Source organism: Stenotrophomonas sp. AN71, assembly GCF_050435725.1.
Classification (GTDB): Bacteria; Pseudomonadota; Gammaproteobacteria; order Xanthomonadales; family Xanthomonadaceae; genus Stenotrophomonas.
The window spans coordinates 129,559-153,644 of the sequence record NZ_JBNDKU010000002.1; the positions used below are offsets into that span (position 1 = coordinate 129,559).

The following is a 24,086-nucleotide window of genomic DNA, read 5'->3' on the forward strand; positions in this document are numbered from 1 at the left end:
GCGGTGGACCAGCGCGCCCTCACAGCACCTGTACCTCGGCATCGAAGCGGTAGCCTTCGCCGCGCAATGTCTGCACCAGGGTCTCAGCACCGGGAACCGCCTGGCCCAGTTTTCGGCGCAACCGGCTGATCGCCAGATCCACGGCACGGTCGACGTTGTCGCTGTCTTCGCCGCGGGTCAACGACAGCAGTTGTTCCCGTCCGAGCACCCGCCCTGCACGCTCGACGAGTACCCGCAGCAGGGCGAATTCCCCTCGACTGAGCGCCAGTTCACTGCCATCGGGTGCAAGCAGGCGGCGCTGATCGGGCAGCAATCGCCAGCCGGCAAAGCGCAGCTCGGTGGGCACCTGCGTGCGCAGCTTGTCCTGCCGACGCAGCAGGGCGCGCACCCGCGCCAGCAGTTCGCGCGGATCAAAGGGCTTGGCCAGATAGTCGTCCGCGCCCATTTCCAGGCCGATCACACGGTCTGGCGCCGTGCCCATCGCCGACAGCATCAGGATCGGGATCGCCCGCGCCTGCAGCCGGCGGCACACCGACAGGCCATCTTCGCCGGGCATCATCCAGTCCAGGATGATGGCGTCCGGGCGCTCGCTCTGCAGCAGCAGATCCAACGCCGCGGCATCGGCTGCCACACGCACCTGGTAACCATGCAGCAGCAGGCAGTCGGCGATGGCATCGCGGATGCTGGCATCGTCATCGACAACGATGACCCGGGCAGGAGTGTTCATGCGGCCAGTATCGTGCAGGTGTGTATCAGGACGGTATCAACGCCGATATTGCCGCGATACGCCGATGCGCGCCAATGGACCTCCACATCAAACCCCGGAGACTCCCGTGCGCCTTACCCCGCTGTCCCTGCTTGCCGCCGCATTCCCCACGCTGGCCGCCAGCTCACCTGAACACGTGCTGCCGATGTGGATGCAGGGCAACCACCCGGCAGTGGCGGTTTCGCTTGACGGCCGTGCCGAACCGCTGCGCTTCGTGGTCGACAGTGCCGCGGGGGCCACCCTCGTCGATGGTCGTGTGGCACGCCGCTACGGCCTGGAGGATACCCGGTCCGCCACCACGCATGCCCAGGGTGCCAGCGCAGGCAACGCCCCGCTGCAGCGCATGCACACAGCCTCATGGCGGATCGGCGGATGGCGGCTTCGCGTCAGCGGTGTACAGGCCGATCTTTCCAACCTGCAGAAGGACGACGATCCCGCGGTTGACGGCCTGATCGGCAACGACCTGACGGGCCGCTGGGATACCCGCTGGGATTTCGGCCGTGGTGAACTGGCGTTGTGGAAGCCCGGGCAGCTTGGCGTCGATGGGACCGGATGCCAGGCCAACGCATTGCCTGATCGGCGCAAGGGCCTTGAACACTTCGGCTTCATCACCGTGAAGCTTGGCGACAGCGGGGTAGAAGCGATCGCGGTGGTCGACACCGGTGCCGCGCAGACCGTACTCAATGCGGAAGCCGCCCGCGCACTTGGCCTGCGCATCGACGGCAGCGATGAGCGTCTGCGCGTGCGGGAGAAAGGCACGCAGGGGCTGGGCGGCAAGCCGCAGGCGACGTGGTTGTACACCCTGTCCGGCATGTCCGGCATGTCCGGCACCGGATGGCAGCACCCGGCGATGGAGGTGAGGATCAGCGAGCTGTCGGTGTTCGGTTCGATCGGACTGGAAGCACGCCCTGCGCTGATCCTCGGCGCCGACGCGATGGTCGCCAGTCAGGTGGACATCAGCGCCGGCGCCGCGCGGATCTGCCTGCGCCGCCAGGCAGCCACCTGACCCCGGCGGCCATGACGCGGACGGTGGGCTGGCGTAGCATCGCGCCACGTCCCGCCAGGAGGTCCACGCATGCGCCGTGCTGCCCTGTTGTTGCTGACGCTGTCTCCGCTGGCCGTGCTGGCCGCACCACCGACACTGCCTTCGCCGGCCCGTATCGATGCCGAAGCGCAGCGGCTGATGCGGGCCGCGCATGCGCGGGGCATGGCGCTGGCGGTGATCGATGGCGGCAAGGTGGTGCACGTGGCCGCCTACGGCGAACGCAACGCCGCGGGCGCGCCTCTGCGCACCGACACGGTGATGTACGCCGCGTCACTGACCAAGATGGCCTTCGGCCATCTGGTCGCGCAATTGGCACAGGATGCGCGGATCGAGCTGGATGCCAGCATCGCCACGGCGCTGGACAAGCCGCTGCCGGACTATCCGCCCGAGCCGAGGAAGTACGCCGACTACAGCGTGCTGGCCGGTGATGCGCGCTGGCGACAGCTCACCCCGCGCGTGCTGCTCAACCACGCCAGTGGCTTTGCCAACTTCGGGTTCCTCGAGCCGGACGGGCGGCTGAAGTTTCACTTCGATCCGGGCAGCCGCTACGGCTATTCCGGTGAAGGGCTGATCCTGCTGCAGTTCGTGATCGAGCGCGGGCGGCTGGGCCAGGACGTGGGCACATTGATGCAGCAGCAGGTGTTCGACCGCTTCGGCATGACCCGGACCAGCATGATGTGGCGCGAGGATTTCTCCCCCAACCTGGCCGATGGCTGGACCATGGAGGGTACCGCCGAGCCTCATGATGAGCGCAGCCGGGTGCGCGCCGCCGGTTCGATGGATACCACCATCGCCGACATGGCCCGCTTCGCAGCCGGCTATGTGCGCGGCGACGGACTGTCAGCAGCAATGCGCAGGGAACTGGTTCGGCCGCAGCTGCCGATCACCACCGCCAGCCAGTTCCCCACGCTGCAGCCTGAGCTGCCGAAGGCACAGCAACGCAAGGACCTGGCCGCGGGCCTGGGCGTGGTGACGTTCCGCGGCCCCCAAGGCGCAGGCTTCTACAAGGGCGGCCATGATGATGCGGTGGGCAATACGCTGGTATGCGTGGAGCGGCGCCAGCGCTGCGTGGTGATCCTGGGCAACGATGTGCGTGCCGAAGCGACCTTCCCGGCGCTGGTGGCCTTCGTGCTGGGCGAGACCGGCGTGCCCTGGCAATGGGAATACTGCGCGGCGAAGGCATTCGTCGAATGAGGGTGCGGCAACGCCTGCGTGCCGAACGCGGCAGAATCGGAGCATCCACGCATGGCGTGGATCTGCTGTGGCAATGGCTACCGCGGTAGATCCACGCCATGCGTGGATGACCTTCCCTCAGCGCGCCTGTTCGAAGAACATCAGATACACCAGCCGCCCATTCTCCGGGCGGTCACCGAAGGCCGGGCCGGCGGTATGCCAGAACCACGGGCGCAGCAGCACCAGGCGGTTGAAGCGCATGGGAATGCGCATGGTCATTTCCCAGGCGCTGTCGTCATTGCTGTCGCGCTCGATGATGTCCCGATGCATATCGCCGCCGTTGGCATACCCCAGCGCGGCCAGCTCGGCCGCATCCAGCGCCATCCGCTCGGTGCCGGTACGGCGATGGCGGAAGAACTCGGTGCCCCCCTCGCAGTGCTCCGGCGCGCTCAGGTAGAGGATGCCCGACCAGTGCGAGTGATCGGCGTGCACCTTGGCGCGACCGGTATCGCCGGCCAGGGTCAGGCGGAACTTGCCGTGCGACTGCAGCGGGTTGACCGGCCGCAGCGCTTCGTTGACCAGGCGCGATACCGCGCCGGACAGGCCATCCAGATCCAGCCGCTGCTGCGAATTGCGGCCCGGGAACGCACCTTCCTGCACGGGATAGGTCAGACCCAGTGCCGCTTCGCGCAGGCCCTGCGCATCGGCGGGAGAGAGGAAGTCGTCGACGATGATGAACGAGGTAGGCATGGTCACCGAGCGTAGCGATGCGCCGCGACGGCGGCAACCGGGCACAAAAAAACCCCGCCTTGCGGCGGGGTCTTTCACTACAGCGGGGAAGCGTGCCGACCAAGGTCGGCCGCTACCGGCGCGGGCGTGGACCTTAGAAGTCCATGCCGCCCATGCCACCCATGCCGCCCATGCCACCGGCGCCACCCATGGCCGGCTCGTCCTTCTTCGGAGCTTCGGCAACCATGGCTTCGGTGGTGATCATCAGGCCAGCAATCGAGGCCGCGTTCTGCAGCGCCGAACGGGTCACCTTGGTCGGGTCCAGGATGCCGAACTGCAGCATGTCACCGAACTCACCGGTGGCGGCGTTGTAGCCGAAGCTGCCGGTGCCTTCCTTGACCTTGTTGACGATGACCGACGGCTCTTCGCCGGCGTTGGCAACGATTTCGCGCAGCGGGGCTTCCATCGCGCGCAGGGCGATCTGGATGCCGTGGTTCTGGTCTTCGTTGGCACCCTTCAGGCCAGCCAGCGCGGAGACCGCACGGACCAGGGCAACGCCGCCGCCCGGGACCACGCCTTCTTCAACGGCCGCACGGGTGGCGTGCAGGGCGTCGTCGACGCGATCCTTCTTTTCCTTCATTTCGATTTCGGTCGAAGCGCCGACCTTGATCACTGCCACGCCACCGGCCAGCTTGGCCACGCGCTCCTGCAGCTTCTCGCGGTCGTAGTCCGAGGAGGTGTCTTCGATCTGGGTCTTGATCTGCGCGACGCGCGAATCAACCGCAGCCTTGTCACCCACGCCATCGATGATGGTGGTGTTTTCCTTGGAAACCTGCACCTTCTTGGCGCGGCCCAGGTCCTTGATGGTGGCCTTTTCCAGCGACAGGCCGACTTCCTCGGAGATCACGGTGCCGCCGGTCAGCACGGCCATGTCTTCCAGCATCGCCTTGCGACGGTCACCGAAGCCCGGAGCCTTGACGGCCACGACCTTGACGATGCCGCGGATGGTGTTGACCACCAGGGTCGCCAGCGCCTCGCCCTCGACTTCCTCGGCAACGATCAGCAGCGGCTTGCCGGCCTTGGCGACGCCTTCCAGCACCGGCAGCAGGTCACGGACGTTGGAGATCTTCTTGTCGTGCAGCAGGATGTACGGGTCATCCAGGTCAGCGGTCTGCGACTGCTGGTTGTTGATGAAGTACGGGGACAGGTAGCCGCGGTCGAACTGCATGCCCTTGACCACGTCCAGCTCGTTGTCCAGGCCCGAGCCTTCTTCAACGGTGATCACGCCTTCCTTGCCGACTTCCTTCATCGCATTGGCGATGATCTGGCCGATCGACTCGTCCGAGTTGGCCGAGATGGTACCGACCTGGGCAATCGCCTTGTCGTCGGCGGTCGGCTTGGAGATGCTCTTCAGCTCGGCAACGGCGGCCACGACGGCCTTGTCGATACCGCGCTTCAGATCCATCGGGTTCATGCCGGCGGCAACAGCCTTGGCGCCTTCGCGGATCAGGGCCTGGGCCAGCACGGTGGCGGTGGTGGTGCCGTCGCCGGCGTCGTCGTTGGTGCGCGAAGCAACTTCCTTCACCATCTGCGCGCCCATGTTCTCGAACTTGTCAGCCAGTTCGATTTCCTTGGCGACGGAGACGCCGTCCTTGGTGATGGTCGGGGCACCGAAGCTCTTCTCGAGCACGACGTTGCGGCCCTTCGGGCCCAGGGTGGCCTTGACGGCATTGGCGAGAACGTTGACGCCGCGCACCATGCGCGAACGGGCGTCTTCACCGAAACGAATATCCTTGGCAGCCATTGCAGTTACCTCTGTGTTTGCGCCGGGCCGGGCCCGGCGACGAAAAGGGATGTCTTACGGAAAAGCAGGTCGCGCCAGGGCTCAGCCGATGATGGCGAGCACGTCGTCTTCGCGCAGGACCTTGTACTCGACGCCTTCGCTCTTGTACGAGCTGCCGGCGTACTGGCCGTAGATGACCTTGTCGCCGACCTTCAGCGACGGCGCGCGCACATTGCCGTTGTCCAGCGGCTTGCCCGGGCCGACGGCCACGACTTCACCCTTGGTGGACTTTTCCTTGGCCGAATCCGGGATCAGGATGCCACCGGCGGAAACTTCGTCGGCTTCGATCGGCTTGACCACAACGCGGTCGTGCAGCGGCTTGATGCTCATGTGAGACCTCTTAAGTTATTGATTGGTCTGAAAAAGTCTGGCGATGTTAGCACTCACCCCAGGTGACTGCCAGCATTGCTCGTGAAAAAGCCCGACGAATCGGGAGCAGGACAGAGATGGAGCTGTCCCAGGTCCTTTCAAGGCCGATCGCGGAAAAAAATTTGCTGCGCCGCAGAGAGGAGACCCTACCGCGCATGAAGGCGTTCAGGCCGGTGCAACGCCACAATCCGAGGTCCTGAGCCCTCGACATTTGGTGACCCGCGTCGCACTGTCAGATATCTGACGTTCATTTACGACAAAGTGTCACTGGATCGGCCTTAGGCTCGGCCGCGCATTCCCAATCACAAGGAGTAGTCGATGCGATTGCTGTCCCCGCTTGCCGTCGCCTGCCTGCTGGCCCTGGCCGCTGCGCCGGCCCAGGCCGAGGTCTTCATCAACGAACTGCACTACGACGACAGCACCGCCGCCGGTGACGTCGGCGAAGCGATCGAAGTCGTCGCCACTGCCGGTGAAGACCTGTCCGGTTACCGCTTGTACCTGTACAACGGCGCCAATGCCTCGGCTGCCGTGGTCTACGCCAACAACGCGGTCCCGGCCGGCACCGCCGCCGGCTGCGGCAGCGCCACCATCGCCGTGGTCAACTACCCGACCAACGGCATCCAGAACGGTCCGAACGATGGCATCGCGCTGGTCGATGCCAGCGGCAAGGTGGTCCAGTTCCTCAGCTACGAGGGCGCCATCACCGCCTCCGGTGGCCCTGCCGCCGGCATGACCAGCCAGAACATTCCGGTGGCCGAGACCAACAGCACGGCGCCGGGCACGTCGCTGCAGCTGACCGGCAGCGGCAGCCAGTACGCCCACTTCACCTGGGCCGAGTCGGCCAAACAGACCTTCGGCAGCTGCAACAACGGCCAGGCCTTCAGCGGAGGCGGTACCCCGGGCCCGAACACGCCGCCGTCGGTCTCCACCACCACCCCGGCGCAGGGCAGCAGCACCTTCCCGGCCGCCGCCGATCTGGAAGTGGTGTTCAGCGAGACGGTGAACCTGGCCAGTGGCGCCTTCGCCCTGAGCTGCGGCACCTCCGGCAGCGTGCCGCTGACCTTCCCCGCCAGCGGCCGCAGCGTGAAGCTGTCCACCAACACCGCGCTGGTGGCCGGTGAAGCCTGCCGCTTCGACATCCGCGCCGCGCGCATCACCGACCTGCAGGGCGCACACCCGGCCGCCGACAGCCGCATCGCCTTCACCGTGGCCAGCACCGGCGGCAACCCCGACCCGGGCAACCCGGGCGTGCCGGCCGGTTACTACTCCAAGGTCAACACCTCCAGCCCCAGCCAGCTGCGCTGCTCGCTGCATGCCACCATCAAGGGCCATACCGCCTATCCGTACAGCGGCTCGGGCACCAGCACCTGGACCATCCTGGAGATCGCCGACGAGGATCCCAACAACCCGAACCGCATCCTCGATGCGTATCGCAACCGCAGCTACGCCAAGGTGACCGATCGCGCCGGCAGCGGCAGTGGCCTGAAGTACAACCGCGAGCACACCTGGCCGAATTCGCTGGGCTTTGCCACCACCACCGGTGACAAGGGCCTGCCCTACGCGCCGTACACCGACACCCACATGCTGTACCTGACCGACGCACAGTGGAACGCCGACCGCGGCAACAAGCCGTTCGGCAAGTGCGATGCCAACTGCGGCGAGCGCGCAACCGAGGCCAACAACGGCCAGGGCGGCGGCAGCGGCGGCTACCCGGGCAATTCCAACTGGGTGCGCACGCCGGACGGCAACACCGGCACCTTCGAGGTGTGGGGCAAGCGCAAGGGCGACATGGCGCGTGCGGTGATGTACATGGCGATCCGCTACGAGGGCGGCAAGGATGCGGCGACCGGCCAGTCCGAGCCGGACCTGGAGCTGACCGACGACCGCAGCAAGATCGTCAAGACCAGCAGCTCGCCGGCCTACATGGGCCTGCTGTCGACCCTGATCGACTGGCACCTGTCCGATCCGCCGGATGATGCCGAGCGTGCGCGCAATGACGTGGTCTACAGCTTCCAGGGCAACCGCAACCCGTTCGTCGACCACCCCGAATGGGCGACCCCGGCCCTGTTCACCTCGGCCCAGCCGGCGACCTGCCAGCTGGCCAACTGACCGCGCAACGCAGCGGTCCATTGCCGCCGCCGGGCCCTGACCCGGCGGCGGCCCTATACTCGACGGTCATGTCGACCGTCGATCCCGTCCTGCTGCTGTTGACCACCTGCCCGGACCGGGCCAGTGCCGAGCGCATCGCGCACGCACTGGTCGGCGAGCGCCTGGCCGCGTGCGTGACCCGCCTCGATGGCGCGCAGTCGACCTACCGCTGGCAGGGCGAGGTGACCACCGACGCCGAGCTGCAGCTGCTGGTGAAAACCACCGCGAGCCGCGTCGATGACGCGATTGCCCGGATCGTCGAACTGCATCCGTATGAACTCCCGGAGTGCATCGCGGTCGAAACCCGGGCCGGCCTGCCGGCGTATCTGGACTGGATCCGGGCACAGACCCGGGAGGACACTGATTGAAGACTCTGTTTGCGCGCGGCGCCGCCTTGTGCGCCCTGTTGTGGCTCTCGCTGCCGGCCTTCGCGCTGGATGAGAAGGACCTGCTGCCGGTGGACCAGGCGTTCGCGCTGACCGCCACCGCCCCCGAACGCGGCCAGGTGCAACTGCAGTTCAAGATCGCGCCGGGCTATTACCTGTATCGCCACCGCACCAGCGTCAAGGCCGACCCGGCCTTCAATGCCGGCGCGCTGCAGATGCCCAAGGGTGACAAGCACCACGACGATTTCTTCGGCGAGGTCGAAACCTATCGCGAACGCCTGCTGGCCACGTTGCCGGGCACGCCGACCGACGCCGCCAGCACCCTCAGCCTGGAAGTGCGCTACCAGGGCTGTGCCGATGCAGGGGTCTGCTACCCACCGCAGAAGCGCGTGGTGCAGGTCACCCTGCCTGGCGGCGGTACCCCGGCCGTCACACCTGCCGCGCGTGCCGGTGCGGCCAGCCCGTTCAACAATCCGCTGGCCGGTACCGGCAACAGCGGCGGCCTGCGCCTGCCGGGCACAGCCAGCACCAGCCAGGCGCTGCCGCTGCCGTCAGAACAGGCATTCGGCTTTGATGCCATCGCCAGCGACGGCAACACGCTGCTGCTGCGCTTCAGCCCGGCGCCGGGCTATTACCTGTACCGCGACCGCACCTCACTGAAGCTGGAGGGCAGCGCCGGCGTGCTGGCCGACAAGCCGCGCTGGCCCGCCGCGCAATCGCATCGTGACGAGCACTTCGGCGATGTCTCGGTGTACTTCAACCAGGTGGAAGTGCCGCTGCCGTTGCGCCGCACGGTCACCGACGCGGTCGACAGCACGCTGGTGGTGACCTTCCAGGGCTGCCAGACCGATGGCATCTGCTACCCGCCGATGACCCGCCGGGTGAAGCTGTCGATTCCGGCCGGCAAGCTCAGCGCCAGTGCCGACCCGGCGCCGCCGCGCAACGGGATGATCAGCCCGCTGGCCACCGCTGCTGCTCCGCGCGAAGCCGCCAACGGGGCCCCGTTGCGCCTGCTGCCAACCGTGCCCAACGACACTGCGGACACGGCGGCCGCCACCGGCGCTGCCACTGCCGACAATGAATTCGCCGCCGATGCGCGCGGTGACAACGCCCTGCGTACGCGCCCGCCGGTCACCACGCCGAATCCGGACCGTTCGTTCGTGTGGGTGCTGCTGCTGGCCCTGGCCGGTGGCCTGGTGCTGAACCTGATGCCCTGCGTGCTGCCGATCCTGTCGCTGAAGGTGTTGAGCCTGGCGCAGAGCGGCGAGAGCCCCGAGCGCGCGCGCAGCCATGCGCTCTGGTACACGCTGGGCGTGCTGGTGGCCTTCGCCGTGATCGGTGCGTTGATGGTCGGCCTGCGCGCGATCGGCAACGCCGTTGGCATCGGCTTCCAGCTGCAGCACCCGGGTGTGGTGGCAGCGCTGGCCTACATCATGTTTGCGGTGGGCCTGAGCCTGTCCGGCGTGTTCACCCTGGGCGGTGGCATCGGCAACCTCGGCCAATCGCTGGCCAGCCGCAGCGGCCCGGCCGGTGACTTCTTCACCGGTGCGCTGGCCTGCGTGGTCGGCAGTGCCTGCGTCGGCCCGTTCATGGGCGGCGCGATTGCCTACGCGTTCATTGCCCCGCCGCTGAAGGCGATGACCGTGTTCCTGTTCCTCGGCCTGGGCCTGGCGCTGCCGTTCCTGCTGATCGGCTTCGTGCCGGCACTGGCACGACGCCTGCCCAAGCCGGGCCCGTGGATGGAAACGCTCAAGCACGTGCTGGCCTTCCCGATGTATGCCACCGCGCTGTGGCTGCTGTGGGTGCTGGGCAAGCAGCGCGGCGTGGACGGCATGGCGCTGGTGCTGGGTGGCCTGCTGCTGTTCGCCTTCGGCCTGTGGCTGTTCGAGCGCAACCGCTGGACCGGCTCGCGGGCGGTGACCCTGCTGGGCGTGCTGCTGGCGATCGGTGCACTGGTTCCGGCGTGGGGCGTGACCCAGCTGTCCCCTCCGGCGCGCGCCGCGCAGGCCGCCAGCGACAACGTGGTCGAGTATTCGCCACAGCTGCTGGACCGCCTGCGTGCCGACAACCGCGTGGTGTTCGTCAACATGACCGCCGACTGGTGCGTGAGCTGCAAGGCCAACGAACGCGCGGTGCTGTCGCGACCGGAGTTCAAGGAACTGCTCAAACGCACCAATGCGGTGTACATGCGCGGTGACTACACCAATGTCGACCCGCAGATCACCACGTTCCTGGAAGAGCACAAAGCGGTGGGCGTGCCGCTGTATGTGGTCTACGGCCCCGGTGCGCCGCCGACCGTGCTGCCGACCCTGCTGACCCAGGCGGTGGTCGAGGAAGCGCTGCTGCGCACCGCCCGGTGAAGTGGCAACGGCCAGCGCTGCTGTGGACAGCGGTGCTGGCCGCCGGCCTGGGCCTGTGGGCCGGGCATCGGCTGACGCCGGCGTCTTCCACGCCTGCCGCGTCACCGGCTGCTTCTGCAGCCACTGCCGTGAAGCCCACCCTGCAGGTGGGCGATCGAATGCCGGCACTGACCCTGCCAGACCTTGAGGGACACCCGCTGGCGCTGCGCCAGCGCTTCGCCGGCCGCCCGCTGCTGGTCAATGTCTGGGCCAGCTGGTGCGCCCCCTGCGTGGAAGAAATGCCCGAACTGGCCCGCTTCGCCGATACCCAGGGCGACAACGGCGTGCAGGTTCTGGGCCTGGCGCTGGATACCCCGGACGACGTGCGTGGTTTCCTGCAGCGGGTGCCGGTGGACTATCCGATCGTCATCGAGACGCCGGGCCCACACGACGCCAGCGTGCAGCTGGGCAATGCGCAGGGCCTGCTGCCCTACAGCGTGCTGTTCGATGCACAGGGGCGGTTGCTGAAGGCGAAGCTGGGACCGTTCGCCCACGGCGAGATCGACGGCTGGGTGAAGTGAGGGTTCGGCAGGGTTGCACCCTGCACCCGCCGAAGCAACGGCAACAGCCAAAGCGGCTCTGCGACGCTGAGAGTTGGGCGGGACAATGTGGGCCTGCAGGACACGCCGTGAACCCATCCATGGGGGCTCGATGGCGCCATCCATGGCGCCAACGGTCCTGCAGGCCCACATCGCCCCGCCCTCGACAGTTTCCCGGTGCCGTAGGTAGGTGTCGGCCTTGGTCAACACGGTAGATCCACGCCATGCGTGGATGAATGCCCATCGAAATCGACTATTTCGACAGTTGAACGAAGAGCATCCACGCATAGCGTGGATCTACTGCAGATCGCGAGAAACTGTTGAAGGCGGGGTGGGTCCGGTTGCGGGGGTTTACGGCGTCCGCCGCCCGGCCGATACCTCCTGCTTGACCGCAGCCGGGGCGCCACGGAGAATTCCGCGACTAATTCTCATTTGCTGTTGCGCAGGATGCGAGCGGCAGCCTTCCGGGCCCTCCTCTTTCGATGTTCAAGAACGTCCTGTTCCAACTGCACTGGCTGCTGGGCATCACCGCCGGTGCCGTTCTGGCCGTGATGGGCCTCAGCGGCGCGGTACTGTCCTTCGAGGACGAGCTGCTGCGCGCGGCCAACCCCGGCTTCGCTGAGATCGCCGAACATCATGCCGACGGCCAGCACCCGCTCGCACTCAGTGAACTGGTGCCACTGCTGCAGGCCGGCAACGAACGTCCACTGCAGCGCCTGCGCATCGATGCAACCGGGCAGCGGCCATCGGTGGCGCGCTTCGCCGGTGGCAAGCAGCACTGGGTGTACTTCGACCCGTACAGCGGTGAACGTTTCAGCGCCCTGCGGGGGCAGGCGTTCTTCGACTTCGTCGAAGACCTGCATCGCCACCTCGCCGCCGGCGAACGCGGCAAGTGGATCACCGGCAGCTGTGCGATAGCGCTGCTGTTCTTCACCCTGTCCGGCCTGTACCTGCGCTGGCCGCGCCGCTGGTGGCACTGGCGCAGCTGGCTGGCAGTGGAGTGGAAGCGCAGCGGGCGGGGCTTCCTGTGGAGCCTGCACTCGGTGGTCGGTACGTGGGTACTGCTGATCTACCTGATGAGCGCTTTGACCGGTCTGTGGTGGTCGTTCGATTGGTACCGCAATGCGGCCAACACCGTGCTGGGTGTCGCACCGCCAGCCAGGCACAAGATCGCCACCGACGCGGGGCTGGATCTGCAACGCGTCCAAACCACGCTGTATGCCCTGCCTGGCGTGCGCACCGGTTTCATCGACCTGCGCCTGCCGGAGAAACCGGGTCAGGCGCTGAACGTGCGCGTGATGGCGGGTGATCCGTTGCAGCGCGGTGGCCAGCATGACCGTGCACACGACCTGCTGCAGCTGGACCCGGGCACCGGCGCCATCCTCGATAGCCGCCCCTATGCCCGCCAAGGCACCGGCGGCCAGTTGGCCACCAGCGTGTTCGCGTTGCATTCGGGCAGCTATTTCGGCGTGCCGGGGCGCGTGATGGTGATGCTCAGCAGCCTGGGCATGAGCCTGTTCTTCATCACCGGCTGGATGCTGTACCTGGACCGCCGCCGCAGCCAGCGCGCCGCGCGTGGGTTGCGGCAGACGCTGCCTGTGGCAACCGCCGATGACAGCGGGGCGCCGTGGCTGGTGGTGCATGCCAGCCAAAGCGGGCTGGGGGAGCAGCTGGCCTGGCGCGCGGCGGCACAATTGCAGGCCGCAGGCCATCCGGTGCAGGTGCTGCCACTGGCCCGCGTGGATGCTGCACAGCTGCGGCGCAACGTGCAGGCGCTGTTCGTACTGAGCACCTTCGGCGACGGTGAGCCACCGGACGCGGCACGACGTGTCGCGCGACAACTTCTTGCACAACGGCTGGACCTGTCGGGCCTGCACTTCGGCCTGCTCGCGCTGGGTGACCGCCAGTATCCGCACTACTGCGGCTTCGGCCGCCAGGTCGACCGATGGCTGATCGGCAACGGCGCGCGCCCGCTGTTCGAGCGTATCGATGTCGATGCTGCGGCGATACCGGCTCTGCGCCAATGGCAGCGGCAACTGGGTGTGCTGACCGGCATCGTCACCGATGACAGCGTGCTGCCTGCCGCTACGCAGATGCACGAGTGGCGCCTTCTCGGTCGCGACCGCCTCAATCCGGGCAGCATCGGCGGAGCCATCTGGCGTATCCGTCTTGCGGCGCCGGCCGAAGTGCAGTGGCAGGCAGGCGACATCCTGCATATCGCCCCCCGCCATAATGCGCGGCATGCCAGCGCAGTGTTGAAGGCACACGGGCTGGATCCGCTGCAGCCACTGCTGATGGAAGGCCATCCGCGCACGCTGCTGGCCCTGGCCAGCGAACGCGAGCTGCCCGATGCCGACGCCGCGCTGACCGTGCAGGATCCTTGCCTGTGGCTGGCCGGGCTGCCGCTGCTGCCAGGGCGCGAGTACTCCATCGCCTCATGCGCGGATGACGGCGCGGTGGAACTGGTGGTGCGGCTGGTGCACGACGAAGTGGGCCGCGCCGGGCTCGGGTCGGGTTGGCTGTCGCTGCATGCGCCGGTGGGTGCGAGCATCGCTGCCCGGGTACATCGCAATCCCGGATTCAACCGCATCACCGGTTCACCGATGGTGCTGATCGGCAACGGCACCGGCATTGCCGGCCTGCGCAGCCTGCTGCGCGAAGCTGCGCAGGCCGGCGAGCACGGACACTGGTTGTTGTTTGGCGAACGCCAGCGCGCGCATGACTTCCTGTTCGCCGAAGAGATCGACGCCTGGCAGGCCGACGGCCATCTGGCACGGGTGGATCTGGCGTTCTCGCGCGATGGCGACGGTGGCTATGTGCAGGATCGCCTGCGCGCGGCATCCGATGCGCTGCGCGACTGGATGCAGCGCGGCGCGGTGATCCACGTCTGCGGCTCATTGCAGGGCATGGCCGAAGGCGTGGACCAGGTACTACGCGCGGCGCTGGGCGATGAGGCGGTGGAAACACTGCTGGAAAACGGCCGCTATCGCCGCGACGTGTATTGAGTCCCGCGCCGGGCACGGCCCGGCGCTACCGTTTCAAATCCGCCTCGGGCAGCGCCAGCCCAGGCCCGGCGACCACGGTCAGGCCGCGCGGGCCGCGTGCGGCACCGGCTGCAACCGGAACACTCCCACTGCTTCGGCCAAGGCATGCACCTGCGCCTGCATCTGCGCCGTCGAGGCACCGGCCTCTTCCACCAGGCTGGCATTGCGCTGGGTGCTGGCTTCCATCTGCACGATGGTCTGGTTCACCTGCGCGATGCCGGCATGCTGATCCTGCGACGCACTGCGGATACCGGCCAGCAGTTCGGCCAGCTGCTGCACGCTGCCGACAATCTCGCCCATCGTGGTGCCTGCCTGCTCGGCCTGCCGGTTGCCCTGGCCGACGCGCGCCACCGAATCCTCGATCAGTCCCTTGATCTGCTTGGCCGCCTCGGCACTGCGCTGCGCCAGCAGGCGCACTTCCGCGGCCACCACCGCGAAGCTGCGGCCCTGCTCGCCCGCGCGCGCCGCTTCCACCGCCGCATTGAGGGCGAGGATATTGGTCTGGAAGGCGATGCCATCGATCAGCTGGGTGATGTCGCCGATCCGCCGTGAGGCCTCGCTGATGCCATGCATGGTCGCCACCACCTGGCCAACGGCCTCACCCCCACGCTGTGCCACGGCCGCCGCGCCCTTGACCAGCGCGTCGGCGCGGCCAGCAGCATCGGCATTGCGGCCGACGGTATCGGTCAGCTCATGCATCGATGCCGCGGTCTCTTCCAGGTTGGCGGCCTGCTGTTCAGTGCGTTCCGATAGATCGTGATGGCCGGCAACGATCTCGCCGACGCCGGTATCCAGGCGGGACGTCGCCCGCTGGATGCCAGTAACAATGCGCCCAAGCTGTGCCACGGTAGCGTTGGCATCGTCACGCATGCGTGCGAACACGCCTTGCAGCTCACCCTCCATACGCACGCTGAGGTCGCCACGGGCAAGCGCGGCCAGCAGCGCCTGCAGGTCACCGAGATTGGTTTCAAACGTGGCCAGCAGGCGATTGATGCTGGTCGACAGCGTGCGTACGAAGCCCTGCTTTCCGTCCAGCACAATGCGCCCGTGCAGGTCACCGTGTGCAGCGGCATCGACCAATGCAGCCACCTCGGTTTCCAGCAGGGTTTCCAGCGCGCGGCTGCGCCATTCCACCGCCACGCCGAGGAACTGCCCTTCGTCGATGATGGCGTTGGCGATCAGCTGGTAGCGCACACCGGCGTGGCCGATCTCGCGCTCCTCGCGCTGGCGTACGCCGGCCAGGCTGCCCAGTGCCGGATGCAGGCTCACCGCATCGCTGCTCACCAGCACGTCGGCCTGCAGCGCAAGCAGCTCAAGCAGCGCCGGGTTGGCATAGACCACCTCACCTTCGGCATCGATCACCATCAGTCCGGTCTGCGCGCTGTCCAGCGCCTGGCGCACCCGGGTATTGCCGCGTGCCACCGCCCGTTCGGTCTCGATGCGAGCACGCAGCCGTTGCTGCATGTCGACCAGGCGCTGGGCCAGCTGTCCGATCTCATCGTTGGCGTTGTAGACATGCAGCGTGGTGTCCAGGCGGTCATCAGCGATGTCACTGGCGAAGCGCAGGGTGTCCTGGATCGGCTGGCGTACCGCGCGTAGTACCAGTACCAGGCTGGTGATCAGCACGCCGGCCACCAGCAGCAGGGTCAACGCAAACAGCACGCTCATGGTGCGCGCACCGGCCTGCTGGCGCGCCTGCGCATTGCCCAACGCCGACACCTGGGCCTGCTGGAACGCGGCCAGCGCCGGCGCTACGCCGGCAGCGGTGTCCAGCAACGACTGCGCCTCCACATCCAGGCCGACGCGGGCAGCGGTATAGCCCAGCAGGGCCACCTGGTAATGCTCCATGCCGGCGCGCAAGGTGTCCTGCACCGCGGTGGGCAGCCCCACCAGTGCAAGATCGAACGGCAGTTTTTCCTCGCTGGCGCGGTCGGCATGCACGGAATCACCGTCGAGCAACAGCAGCGCCTCCTGGCGGCGCATCTTCTGCAGGGACAGCGCCAGCGATGGACGCTGCTGCACATCCACCTGCGCTTGCAGTGCATCGGCGGACTGCTGCAACTGCGCGGCAAGACCGGCGTCTCCCCGCCCCATTTCGTCAACGCGCTCGAACAGCGCCGCCACACCCTGCGAGAACGCATCGGCAGCCTCGGCCAGCGCCTGCAGGGCCTTGCGCCGGCCAGCATCCATCGGCATCGCACGCAGCGCCTGCAGGTCGGCCTGCAGGCCCTTCTGCACAGCCAGCAGCTGGTCGCGGTCAGCGTCATCGAAACTGCGTGCATACTGGGTCTGCAGGCGGCGGGCTTCGGCCACCTGTGTCGCCAGACGGGCGGCCAGATCGCTGCCGCGCTGGTAGCTGGCCTGGTTGCGTGCAGCCTGCGCGCTGGTGTGGCCGGTCCAGGCGTAGACGGCGGCGATTGCCACCAGGCCCAGGCCGCAGACCCATAGTGTGGCCTTGAGCTTGTTGGCCACGCTCAGCCGGTGCGGTTGCAGCCACAGCAGCAGGCCGGGGGACGCCGAGCGCAGCGCGGCAAGCCGCATGCGCAGGGACCGGAGGTGGAGGACAACGGCCGACATGACAGGCTCCAGACGGAAGGACGCACCTGTATCGGCCTGGATGTGGAGCAACTTTAGGGGTTTTTTGGTTCAGTCCCACCGATTGCTGGCGGACGCGGCCTTTGTACCCGGCACAGGCGACGGGGGGATGACACCAACGCGGTGCTTGACCTCAACCCCGGTTGGGGGAGCACAGTGGACCTCCCTCCCCCGCCCGGTGCCTCCATGGCGATGCTCGATGTCCCCCGCTACCTGCAACGCCTGCAGCTGGATGCACCACCGCCGGTGTCACTGGCCGGCCTGACCCGGCTGCAGCAGCGCCACAACGCGCTGCTGCCGTTCGAGACGCTCAGCTGCCTGCTGCGCGATGCGGTGCCGATCGACCTGGACAGCGTGCAGCGCAAGCTGCTTGACGACCATCGGGGCGGCTACTGCTTCGAACTCAATGGCGGCCTGCTGGCGCTGCTGCAGGCATTGGGCTTCGATGCGCAGCCGCTGAGCGCACGGGTTCTGCTGGCAGCGCACGATGGCGAGCTGACGGCGCGCACCCATCTGCTGCTGCGCGTGCACGTGGACGGAGATGACTGGCTGGTGGATGCCGGCTTCGGCAGCCTGACCCCGACCGTGCCGCTGCGGCTGCATGACCCCCAACCGCAGGCCACGCCACACGAGCGCTACCTGCTGGATCGCCTGGGTGAAGACGGTGATTTCGTGCTGTCGGCCGAATCCAGCGACGGCTGGCGGGCGATGTACCGCTTCGACCTGCAGGCACCGGCACCGATCGACAACGTGGTGGGCAACTGGTACGTGTGCACCCACCCCGACTCCAATTTCCCCGGCCAGCTGCGCGCGTCGCTGACCGGGCCGGACTGGCGCCGCACCATCGGCAGCGGCAACTACACCGAATACCGTCCCGGCCAGGCACCGGACAAGCGCCCGCTGCACGACGTGGGTGATGTCCGCGAGGTGCTGCAGCAGCGCTTCGGCCTGCAGCTGCCGGACGACCCACGACTGGATCCGGCAATCAACGAGTGGCTGCAGCGCTCGCGCGCCGCGACACCGTAGAGTCGAGCCTGCTCGACTGAGGCATTGCCCACGTCGTCAGAAGCAGTCGAGCCACGCTCGACGCTACACCCCCCCGGGCGCCTGCAGCGCGATGCGGTTGCCTTCGCTGTCGCAGATCTCGGCCACGCGCCAATCACCGGCGTCGGCCGGGCCGAAGCGCAGTTCGGCACCGGCCCGCAGGGCACGTTCCAGGCTGGCATCGAGATCATCCACCCCGATGTAGATGCGCGCCCCCTGCTCGGAAGGCCGATAGTCCGCGCCCTGCACCAGCGCAAGGCTGGCGCCGGCGGCTTCATCGGCAAATGGAAGATAGGCCATCCTGCAGTCGTGCAGCAGGCTCGGCTCGTCCACCACCACCTGCAGCCACTGCTGGTAGAACGTGATGGCCCGGGCCAGGTCAGTGACCGGTATCTCAACGTGCAGGATGGGGTTCATGCCCGCAGGATAACCGGATGCTGACACAGCCTTGCAGGGCCGTGCTGGCATGCTGGTCTCCCCTGCCCTGTGGAGTCCTGCATGTCCCTGGCCGACCATCGAAGCACGCTGGCACCGCAGGGGTTCCTGCGCGTGGCCATCAACCTGGGCAACCCGGTGCTGGCGCAGGGTGATGCGGGCGCACCGCGCGGGCCTTCGCTGGAGCTTGCCACTGCGCTGGCACAGCGGCTGGGCGTGCAGGCGCGTTTCACCTGTCACCATGCAGCGGCCTCGGTAGTCGCCGCGGCCAGCGAAAACGGTTGGGATCTGGCCTTCCTGGCCATCGATCCGGCACGCGCCGATCGCATCGCTTTCAGCGCACCCTATGTGGAGATCGAGGGCACTTATCTGGTGCGCGAGGACAGCCCGGCGCGGCACGTTGCCGACCTGGACCGCGATGGCCTGCGCATCGCGGTCGGCCGCGGTGCCGCCTACGACCTGTTCCTGAGCCGCGAGCTGCACCACGCCACGATCGAGCGGGCGGATACTTCGGCGGCGGCGATTGCCCTGTTCGACCAGCAGCGCCTGGATGCCGCCGCCGGCGTGCGCCAGCCGCTGGCGGCCTGGGCACAGATGCATCCCGGCCACCGCGTACTGGCCGACCGCTTCACCGCGATCCAGCAGGCGGTGGCGGCGCCGGCCTCGCGCCCGGACGATGCGTTGCGGGCACTGTTCGACACGGTGGAAGCGATCAAGGCCGGCCCGTTGCTGGGTGAAGCGTTCGCCCGTGCCGGGCAGGCGGTCACGCTGGTGCGATGATTCTGTAGCGTCGAGCAAGGCTCGACGCTACAGAACGCGGGTACGGCTTACTGGAACAGGTACTTCAGCCCGATCTGCGCGCGACGACCGTAGTACTCCACCTGCAGCGGGCGCTGCGGGCTTCCCTGGTAGTACTTCAACGGCTCGTTGGTCAGGTTGCTCAGTTCGGCGAATACGGTCCAGCGGTCGAAGGTGTAGGACGCACTGAAGTCGACTGAAGTATTGGCACCGTACCAGGCATCGGTGGTGCTGCTGTCTCCGTGCGACTCGATGTAGGCGCCCTTGTGGTTGGTGGCCAGGCGGGCGGCGAAGGCACCGTCGTCGTAGTAGACGGTGACGTTGTACAGGCGATCGGCCTGGCCGGTGATCGGCACGTCGCCGCTGCGACCGGGGATACGCATACGCGAGTCCATCAGGGTCAGGTTGGCGTTGATGCCGAAGTTGCTCCACAGGCCCGGCAGGAAATCGAAGCGGCGCACGAAGGCGAACTCGGCGCCCCACAGCTTGGCGTCGTCGCCGTTCTCGGGCCGGTAGAAGGTGATGTTGGGATTGCCATTGAAGTTGCCGGTGCTGCTGCTCTGGAACACCGGATTGCTGATGTTCTTGTAGAACACGCCGCCGGACAGCAGGCCCAGCGGGCCGGCGTACCACTCGGCCATCAGGTCCAGGTTGTCCGAATAGGTCGGATCCAGGCTGGCGTTTCCGGAAGTGAAGGTGCCATCGGCCTCCATGAAGGAGCCGCCCGGGTTGATGTCGCCGAAGTTCGGGCGGGCAAAGCTGCGGGTCAGACCCAACCGCAGGTTGAGGTCGCTGCGCGGCGAGAAGCGCACATTGAGCTGCGGCAACACCGAGGTGTAGCGCTTGCGACCCAGGTTGGGCACCAGTTCGCTGCTGCCATCGGCATCGCGCTCCAGCACCCGCCCGCGCACGTCGGTGGCGGTGCGTTCCAGGCGCACACCGCCGACCACGTCCCAGCGCTCGTCCGGCTTCCAGGTAGCCATCGCATAGGTCGCGTACTGCTTCTCGGCCACGTCGAAGTTGCGGCCCAGCGCCGCACCATTGGCCACCAGCGCCGAGTCGCCCGGCACCAGCACCAGATGCTGCTTGTTCTGTCGATACCATTCGGCCAGGGCCTGCATCGGCACCACCTGCGAAAAGTCACGGGCGTAGTCGCGCCCGTTGCCGATGTCATAGCCGCTGCGACCGGGCTGATCCATCAACGGGAAGTCGGCCGGGGTCGGCACCGGGCCGCCGGTGGCGGTGTTCCAGGCGTAGAACTCGTCGGAGAAGCGCGCGCGGCGCTGCTTGTCACGGTACTTTGCACCCATCTTCCAGGTCAGCGTGTCGCTGGCGTCGAAACTGAAGTCCAGCTGCGCGACCGCCTTGTCCTTCTCGTTGATCGCCACCCGGTACAGCTCGACCGCGCTCAACGCCATCTTCCGCGGGTCCATCGCGAAACCCGGCGGCAGATGGGTCTCAGGGGTATCGGCGGCGACGTTGCCGCCATCAATGGTGTTGTACGAATTTCGACCCACGCCACGGTCCTGCAGGCCCTGGTAACCAACCTTGCCCTGGTTGAACTGGACCACGAAGTAGGCATTGTCGGCGCAGGTAGGGATACAACCGTAGCGGAACCCGTTTTCGGCGGTGGCCAGTTTCCAATCCACCTGGCCGCGACCGAAGGTGTGCTGGCCGCCGAGCTCGAACGTCTTGAACTCGGTGATCAGCTCGTTGTGGATGTTCTGCAGTTCGACGCGGTCCTTGTCGAAACGGTAGCGGTGCTTGTAATGGGTTTCGTCATCGCTCAGCTCACCGTACTGGCCGCGGACATACAGGCGGTGGCCGTCGGCCGGCAGGAACTCCATGCCGCCGTTGACACCGCGAGTGGTGCGCTCGCCGGTGTAGTCACGCAGCTCGAGCCGGTAGATGCCCAGGCCGTCCGCGCTGCGGCGCGGCTCGAAGTTGTCGGTGGCCCACGGACGCTTCCAGTAGGTGCCGTTGATGAGGAAGCCGAAGCGGCCATCGGCACTGCGGTCACCGTACAGCACGTTGGCGCTGGTACCGGTATCGACGGCCTTGTCGTTGTAGTTTCCAGCCACACTGGCGGCGAAGGTGCGGCGCGTTGGTGCGGTGCGGGTGACGAAGTTGACCTGGCCACCGATGGCATCGCCCTCGCGATCGGGCGTGAGTGTCTTGCTGACTTCGATGCGCTCGATCAGCTCGGTCGGGAAGAAATCGAAGGCAGTGGCGCGGCTGGTGGTTTCCTCCTCGGCGGTCGGCAGGCGGTCACCGTTGAGGGTGGTCGAGTTCCACTGCGCCGGCAGGCCACGCACCGCGACGAAGCGGCCCTCGCCCTGGTCACGCTCGATCGACACACCCGGTACCCGCTGCACCGCCTCGGCCGCGTTGTGGTCGGGCAGCTTGCCGATACCGTCGGCGCTGATCACGTTCATCAGGTGGCTGGCTTCGCGCTGTGCATCCAGCGCCTGCTTCTCACCACTGACGATGCTGCCGACCACGGTGACGGTATCCAGATCGACGGCGGAGGTGGCGGGTGCGCTATCGGTCGCAACCGGGGTGGCGGCCTGGACGGCCAGCGGGGCATGCAGCAGGGCGAGCAGGCCCAGGGTGAGCGGGTGGCGCGTAGGCAGTGTGGGCATGGCGATGGTGGCGGCAAGGGAAAGTGGACCGCTCACAGGGGAGCGGCGATGGCGGCCACTTTCGATGAGCGCGGTGAAGCGCTGGCGGCAGCGACTAGCCAGGTCGGGGCAGCTGTCTAGGCGTTCGTGCGGTGGCGACTACTGGGCGAGCAGGCGACGGCCGGCCACCCATACCTCGGCCACGTAGTCCGGTATGGATCCGCGTACCCGAAGCAGATCGGCCCGCAGGCCCTCACCGATGCGGCCACGATCCTGCAGCCCCAGTGCCTGTGCCGGCGCATGGCTGACCGTGGCTACCGCCCGTGGCAGGTTCCAGCCCAACTGCGCGCACAGCACACCCAGCGCCGGCAGCAGGCTCGCCGGCACGTAGTCGGAGGACAGCACGTCGAGACAGTCGGCCCGGGCCAGGTCCAGCGCGGCCACGTTGCCGGAATGCGATCCCCCCAACACCAGGTTGGGGGCGCCGGCGACGATCGTCAGGCCAGCCCCACGTGCGGCCGCAGCGGCCTCGAGCGTGGTCGGGAACTCGCAGATGCTCGCACCGCAGGCCAGCGCCTCATCCACATCGGACGCCTGGGTGTCGTCGTGGCTGGCCAGGCACAGGCCACGCCCGCGCACCCAGCGCAGCACGTGCTGCAGATGCGTGGGGCGAAAGCGTGCCTGCTGCTCACGGCGTGCCTGCAGCAGGTCGTCCAGATAGCCGATCCGTGTATCGGCCGGCAGGCCGTAGTAGGCCGCGTAGCGCTGCAGGTCGCGGAACTGGCGCTGCCCCGGCGTGTGATCGGTCAACGACACCAGGCGCACCACCGGGTCGTCCAGCAGTGGCTCCAGCAGTGGCAGCAATCCGGGATACGGCAGCTCGGCACGCAGGTGCAGGTAGTGGTCGCTGCGCAGGCCGCCGGAACGGCGCGCCTCGGCCAGCGCCGCATGGGCGGCCTGCAGGCTGCGCACACGCACGCTGTCGGCTTCCACGTCGCCCACCGCCAGCGCGTCACAGGCGGTGGTGATACCGGCGGCCAGCAGCTGTGCATCGTGCGCCTGCACCGCCGCCGCTGCGGGAAACGCCACACCCGGGCGCGGTACCAGATGCTTCTCGAGATTGTCGGTATGCAGCTCGACAAACCCGGGCAGCAGCCAGTCGCCACCGCAGTCCTCTGCGCAGGGCAAGCCCACCCGCCCCTGCTCCACCGCGCGGATGCGTGGCCCCTCCAGCACCACATGGCCGTGCACGACCTCGTCGGCCAGCACCAGTTTCAGGTTGTCGAGGATGCGTTCGCCCATGGATTCCTCCGCCTGTGTCATGCCGCTGCAACCGCAACGCGTTGATATGCCTGCACGTGCAGTGCACCTGTCTAGTCCAGCAGCCGCAGATGGAGGTTTGATGACCATGACCGAGCCAACCGCCGCGCCGCGCGATTCGGCGCTGCCGCTGTGGCAACAGATCGAACAGGCGCTGCTGCGGCAGATCCGCGAGCGCCAGCTGGTGGAAGGCGACCAGCTGCCCTCGGCGCAGGTGCTGGCCAAGCGTTTCGCGGTCAACCGCCACACCGTGCGGCGCGCGATCGAAGCGTTGGAGGAGCGCGGCTACGTGCGCACCGAAACCGGCCGCGGCAGTTTCGTGCAGGAGCATCCCTACCACTACCCGATCAGCCGCCGCACGCGCTTTGGCCGGGCCATGCATGACCTGAACGTGGAAAGCCACTACACCCTGCTCGATAGCCGCGTGCAGGTGCCGAGCCGGCAGGTGGCGCGTGCGCTTGGCCTGCCGGCCGGCGAACGCGTGCATCGAGTGGTGTATTCCAGCCAGGTGGAGGGGCGCACGGTGGACCACAGCGAGGCCTATTTCCCGGCTGCCCGCTTCCCGGGGCTGGGCGACGTGTTCGCACGCACGCCGTCGGTCACCCGCACGCTGGCCGCATTCGGGGTGACCGACTACCTGCGCCGGCATACCACGGTCATGGCACGCCTGCCCGATGCCGACGTCGCGCGCGTACTCGGGCAATCGACGCGCCGGCCGGTGCTGTGCGTGCACTCGCTGAATGTCGATCCGCAGGGGCAACCGGTGCAGTTCGGCATCACCTGCTTCGCCGGTGACTGGGTGCAGCTGATGGTCAGCAGCGATCCCTAGCGC

Annotated in this window: 18 protein-coding genes; 10 read left to right on the forward strand and 8 right to left on the reverse strand. The window is 67.5% G+C overall.

Annotated elements, in window-relative coordinates:
- Positions 1 to 19 precede the first annotated feature (19 nt).
- Positions 20 to 727, reverse strand: a complete 708-nt coding sequence (locus ABH900_RS04325; protein WP_429621641.1) for a response regulator transcription factor — start codon at positions 725 to 727, stop codon at positions 20 to 22.
- A gap of 106 nt (positions 728 to 833) precedes the next feature.
- On the opposite strand from ABH900_RS04325, the gene ABH900_RS04330 reads away from it, so the two are divergent.
- Positions 834 to 1,772: an aspartyl protease family protein gene (locus ABH900_RS04330; RefSeq protein WP_429621643.1), complete on the forward strand. Its 939-nt coding sequence runs from the start codon at positions 834 to 836 to the stop codon at positions 1,770 to 1,772.
- 69 nt (positions 1,773 to 1,841) lie between these two features.
- Entirely contained in the window at positions 1,842 to 3,005 is a 1,164-nt protein-coding gene (locus ABH900_RS04335) for a serine hydrolase domain-containing protein (protein WP_429621645.1), read from the forward strand.
- Positions 3,006 to 3,122: 117 nt separating this feature from the next.
- On the opposite strand, the gene ABH900_RS04340 is transcribed toward ABH900_RS04335, so the two are convergent.
- From ABH900_RS04340 to ABH900_RS04350, 3 genes are all read right to left on the reverse strand, one after another.
- A complete protein-coding gene (locus ABH900_RS04340) occupies positions 3,123 to 3,734 on the reverse strand; it encodes a DUF6445 family protein (protein WP_429621647.1) in 612 nt (203 codons plus the stop codon).
- 133 nt (positions 3,735 to 3,867) lie between these two features.
- A complete protein-coding gene (gene groL, locus ABH900_RS04345; RefSeq protein WP_429621649.1) occupies positions 3,868 to 5,517 on the reverse strand; it encodes a chaperonin GroEL in 1,650 nt (549 codons plus the stop codon).
- 81 nt (positions 5,518 to 5,598) lie between these two features.
- Positions 5,599 to 5,886, reverse strand: a complete 288-nt coding sequence (locus ABH900_RS04350; RefSeq protein WP_429621651.1) for a co-chaperone GroES — start codon at positions 5,884 to 5,886, stop codon at positions 5,599 to 5,601.
- Between the two features lie 357 nt (positions 5,887 to 6,243).
- On the opposite strand from ABH900_RS04350, the gene ABH900_RS04355 reads away from it, so the two are divergent.
- The 5 genes from ABH900_RS04355 (at position 6,244) to ABH900_RS04375 (ending at position 14,402) form a co-directional block, all read left to right on the forward strand.
- The gene (locus ABH900_RS04355) at positions 6,244 to 8,034 is read left to right on the forward strand and encodes an endonuclease (protein ID WP_429621653.1); all 1,791 of its coding nucleotides are present in this window, start codon (positions 6,244 to 6,246) and stop codon (positions 8,032 to 8,034) included.
- Positions 8,035 to 8,102: 68 nt separating this feature from the next.
- A complete protein-coding gene (cutA, locus tag ABH900_RS04360) occupies positions 8,103 to 8,441 on the forward strand; it encodes a divalent-cation tolerance protein CutA (protein ID WP_010481118.1) in 339 nt (112 codons plus the stop codon).
- Positions 8,438 to 10,819: a protein-disulfide reductase DsbD domain-containing protein gene (locus tag ABH900_RS04365; RefSeq protein WP_429621656.1), complete on the forward strand. Its 2,382-nt coding sequence runs from the start codon at positions 8,438 to 8,440 to the stop codon at positions 10,817 to 10,819. Before cutA ends, ABH900_RS04365 begins: the two co-directional genes overlap by 4 nt.
- The gene (locus ABH900_RS04370; RefSeq protein ID WP_429621658.1) at positions 10,816 to 11,379 is read left to right on the forward strand and encodes a TlpA family protein disulfide reductase; all 564 of its coding nucleotides are present in this window, start codon (positions 10,816 to 10,818) and stop codon (positions 11,377 to 11,379) included. The genes ABH900_RS04365 and ABH900_RS04370 overlap by 4 nt, the downstream gene beginning before the upstream one ends.
- 500 nt (positions 11,380 to 11,879) lie before the next feature.
- Positions 11,880 to 14,402, forward strand: coding sequence for a PepSY domain-containing protein (locus ABH900_RS04375; protein WP_429621660.1), 2,523 nt, complete (start codon positions 11,880 to 11,882; stop codon positions 14,400 to 14,402).
- 78 nt (positions 14,403 to 14,480) lie between these two features.
- On the opposite strand, the gene ABH900_RS04380 is transcribed toward ABH900_RS04375, so the two are convergent.
- Positions 14,481 to 17,018, reverse strand: coding sequence for a methyl-accepting chemotaxis protein (locus ABH900_RS04380; RefSeq protein WP_429621662.1), 2,538 nt, complete (start codon positions 17,016 to 17,018; stop codon positions 14,481 to 14,483).
- Between the two features lie 204 nt (positions 17,019 to 17,222).
- Between ABH900_RS04380 and ABH900_RS04385 the strand changes: the two genes are divergently transcribed.
- Positions 17,223 to 18,062, forward strand: a complete 840-nt coding sequence (locus tag ABH900_RS04385; protein ID WP_429621664.1) for an arylamine N-acetyltransferase family protein — start codon at positions 17,223 to 17,225, stop codon at positions 18,060 to 18,062.
- A 63-nt stretch (positions 18,063 to 18,125) separates the two neighbouring features.
- Here ABH900_RS04385 and ABH900_RS04390 read toward each other — a convergent pair whose 3' ends face one another.
- Positions 18,126 to 18,497 carry a VOC family protein gene (locus ABH900_RS04390; protein ID WP_429621666.1) on the reverse strand — a complete coding sequence of 124 codons (372 nt, stop codon included), beginning with the start codon at positions 18,495 to 18,497 and terminating at the stop codon, positions 18,126 to 18,128.
- Positions 18,498 to 18,578: 81 nt separating this feature from the next.
- On the opposite strand from ABH900_RS04390, the gene ABH900_RS04395 reads away from it, so the two are divergent.
- Positions 18,579 to 19,295 (forward strand): transporter substrate-binding domain-containing protein, encoded by a 717-nt coding sequence (locus ABH900_RS04395; RefSeq protein ID WP_429621668.1) that lies wholly within the window; start codon positions 18,579 to 18,581, stop codon positions 19,293 to 19,295.
- Between the two features lie 47 nt (positions 19,296 to 19,342).
- Here ABH900_RS04395 and ABH900_RS04400 read toward each other — a convergent pair whose 3' ends face one another.
- Complete coding sequence (locus ABH900_RS04400) at positions 19,343 to 21,955, reverse strand: TonB-dependent receptor (protein WP_429621670.1); 2,613 nt, start codon at positions 21,953 to 21,955, stop codon at positions 19,343 to 19,345.
- A gap of 138 nt (positions 21,956 to 22,093) precedes the next feature.
- Positions 22,094 to 23,236 carry an alpha-D-ribose 1-methylphosphonate 5-triphosphate diphosphatase gene (locus tag ABH900_RS04405; RefSeq protein WP_429621672.1) on the reverse strand — a complete coding sequence of 381 codons (1,143 nt, stop codon included), beginning with the start codon at positions 23,234 to 23,236 and terminating at the stop codon, positions 22,094 to 22,096.
- A gap of 106 nt (positions 23,237 to 23,342) precedes the next feature.
- On the opposite strand from ABH900_RS04405, the gene phnF reads away from it, so the two are divergent.
- Positions 23,343 to 24,083: a phosphonate metabolism transcriptional regulator PhnF gene (gene phnF / locus ABH900_RS04410; protein WP_429621674.1), complete on the forward strand. Its 741-nt coding sequence runs from the start codon at positions 23,343 to 23,345 to the stop codon at positions 24,081 to 24,083.
- The last annotated feature ends 3 nt before the right edge of the window (positions 24,084 to 24,086 follow it).